This is a genomic window from Bacillus sp. JJ1773 (assembly GCF_036962035.1).
Classification (GTDB): Bacteria; Bacillota; Bacilli; order Bacillales; family Cytobacillaceae; genus Cytobacillus.
In genome coordinates, this window is the sequence record NZ_JBALNX010000052.1 from 66,489 (window position 1) to 69,156 (window position 2,668).

2 protein-coding genes are annotated in these 2,668 nt (G+C 38.2%); both read right to left on the reverse strand.

Annotated features, from left to right (window positions below):
* Window positions 1-43: 43 nt before the first annotated feature.
* Window positions 44-1,456, reverse strand: a complete 1,413-nt coding sequence (locus V7127_RS16500; RefSeq protein WP_438824018.1) for a S41 family peptidase — start codon at window positions 1,454-1,456, stop codon at window positions 44-46.
* A gap of 201 nt (window positions 1,457-1,657) precedes the next feature.
* Complete coding sequence (locus V7127_RS16505; RefSeq protein ID WP_335487811.1) at window positions 1,658-2,503, reverse strand: M15 family metallopeptidase; 846 nt, start codon at window positions 2,501-2,503, stop codon at window positions 1,658-1,660.
* Window positions 2,504-2,668: the final 165 nt, after the last annotated feature.

Here is a 2,668-nt window from a genome sequence, read left to right on the forward strand (position 1 = left end):
TCAGTGGGGGATGAAAGAACCCCTCACTGATTGTAGTTTCACTTTATTTAGATCCTAGCTGTTGTTTCAATATTTCAGAAGCTTTTTGAATTTGCGTATCATTTTTATTTAGCTTTTCTCTGACCTTTTCCATTAATTTCAAAGTTGAACTTCCATCTAATACGCCGTTGACCTCAAGTTTTTCGGCCGTCTGGAATTTTTCTACTGCAGACTTTGTTTGTTCATCAAAGAATCCATCTTCTCTTCCTGGGTCAAAGCCAATGGCTTTAAGCATTTGCTGAGCAACCTTTACTTGTGCAGAGGAAGAGCTTAACTTTAATTCTTGATCTGGATCAATGACAGGTAATGAAGCATAATCAGGCAGTGTAACCTCATAATCAGGGTTAATTCCTTTTTTATGTATCCAATTACCATTCGGGGTTAACCATTTCTCGGTTGTAAATTTCAAATTAGATCCATCTGAAAAATCTTCTGCACGCTGCACCGTACCTTTGCCAAATGACTTTTCACCAACTAAAGATACATTTGCTGACTCTTTAACTGCACCAGCAAGAATTTCAGAAGCACTTGCGCTTCCTTTATCAATAACGACAACCAAAGGAATATTTGGATTTTTTGACCCTTTAGACTTAACTTCCTCTCGATTTCCATTTCGATCCTCGATTTGGAAGATCGTTTTCCCTTCAGGAACAAAAAGACTGGAAATCTCTATTGCCCGTTCTAAAAGACCGCCGGGATTATGCCTTAGATCAAGCACAATTCCCTTCATCCCTTTACTTTGTAATTCATTTAAGGTTTCGATTAATTCCTTTGTCGTGTTCTCGGAAAATGAAGTGATTTGGACCTTTGCAATCCCATCCTCCAGCATCTCGCCATAAACAGTCTCAATTGGAATCGTATCACGAATAATCGGAACAGATAATGCTTCCTCCATACCTGGTCTTTGAATGGACAGCTCTACCTTTGTCCCTTTTTTCCCTCTTATTAAAGTAACTGCCTCGGTGGCACTCATACCTTGAATACTTTTCCCATCAACGGATAGTACTTTATCATTCGGTTTTAAACCAGCCTTTTCAGCGGGAGAGCCTTTAATTGGAGTCACAATAACAATGAATCCGGCTTGTTCCTGAATTTCTGCACCGATGCCTTCAAAAGAAGAAGAAATGCTTTGATGGAAGCTTTTAGCCTCATCTACCGTCATATAATCCGAATATGGATCATCGAGTGCATCAACCATGCCATTGATGGCGCCATTGATTAATTTATCCTGATCAACCTCTTGAAAATAGGCATTGTTCAACGTATCAAATGCCGCATATAGTTTTTCAAATTCTTTACGATCAAAAGCACCCTTATCTACGGCCTTTTCACCGCCAAAAGGAAGTGCAAATGCTGTAATCCCTACTGATAAAAAGACAATAACAAAAACGAGCATAACAAAATGGAAATTTTTCATACGAATAAAGCCTGATTGTTTAACCGGTGGTTCTTGATTGACATCTTTATCTTGCAAAACTTCTCACCACTTTCATAACCAAAAATTTCTCAGTGAAATCCTTAATGAATAGAATACCATTACTCCAATAAAAAGCACAAAGAAAATACATAAATGAAGAAAATTTATAAAAAAGAAGCCAGACATCTCGTCTGACCCCTCCTATATTTTCTTCACAATTTCAAAATATTCTTCTAATGTAAGCTGTTTTTCAAAAATAACAGCTGCTGCTTCTTTACCTACATACCGGAAATGCCAAGGTTCAAATTTATAACCGGTGATTTCTTCTTTCCCTTTAGGGTAACGAAGAATAAAACCAAATCGATGAGCATTTTCAGCTGCCCATTTTCCTTCCATCGTTTCACCAAATTCTTCTGATAACTCAAAGTTGGCACTTTGACTGGAAATATCCATAGCTAATCCAGTTTGATGTTCGCTGCTTCCTGGAATGGCTACCGCCTGTATAGCCTTTTCCTCTCCATATTTGTTTACTTCTGCATCAAAAACGGCCCTCTGCCTATCAAATGAACGATATCCGGATACGGCAAATAAATGTATATCTTGCTTCTTTGCTTCTGTAAACATAGCTTCAAGCGCTTTAGCTGCTGCGTCCCTTAAATAGGCTTTTTCTATATCCTGTTCGCCGAACGAAAACATAACAGCTGGCATGATCAAATCCTCTGGGGCATACCCATCTGGAAGAGAATATTGTTTGTTTACTAAAACCATATGATTCGTTGGATTTTGAATGATCCGCTTTCCATCAACAGTCACTATCTCATTAAAATAATTTGCTTTAAGAGAAGGAATATCACTTTCCTGGCTGTCGTTCTTCTTGGCAGTTCCGCCTTCCTCTTCCTTAACCGTACCTTCCTCTGGCTGCTTGTTTTCATCCAAAGCTGTCTCTTCCTTTTGTAAAAAAGGAATCTTCTCTAAATATGGCTGAAGCTGATTACAGCCTGCAAGCATAATGGAAGATAATGCAGTTAAAACAACAATCTTTTTCATTTTTTCACCTGTCTTTGATTACTTTTTCCGCCTATTATTTTAACATGAAAAAGAACTTTTTTCAGAGATTGTTTTGTACCATATATTTGAAAAAGAAAAGCGCAAGCACCTTGGTCACCCCCGACAAGCACAAGACGATCCTCACAGAAAGGTGAGCTCTACCTT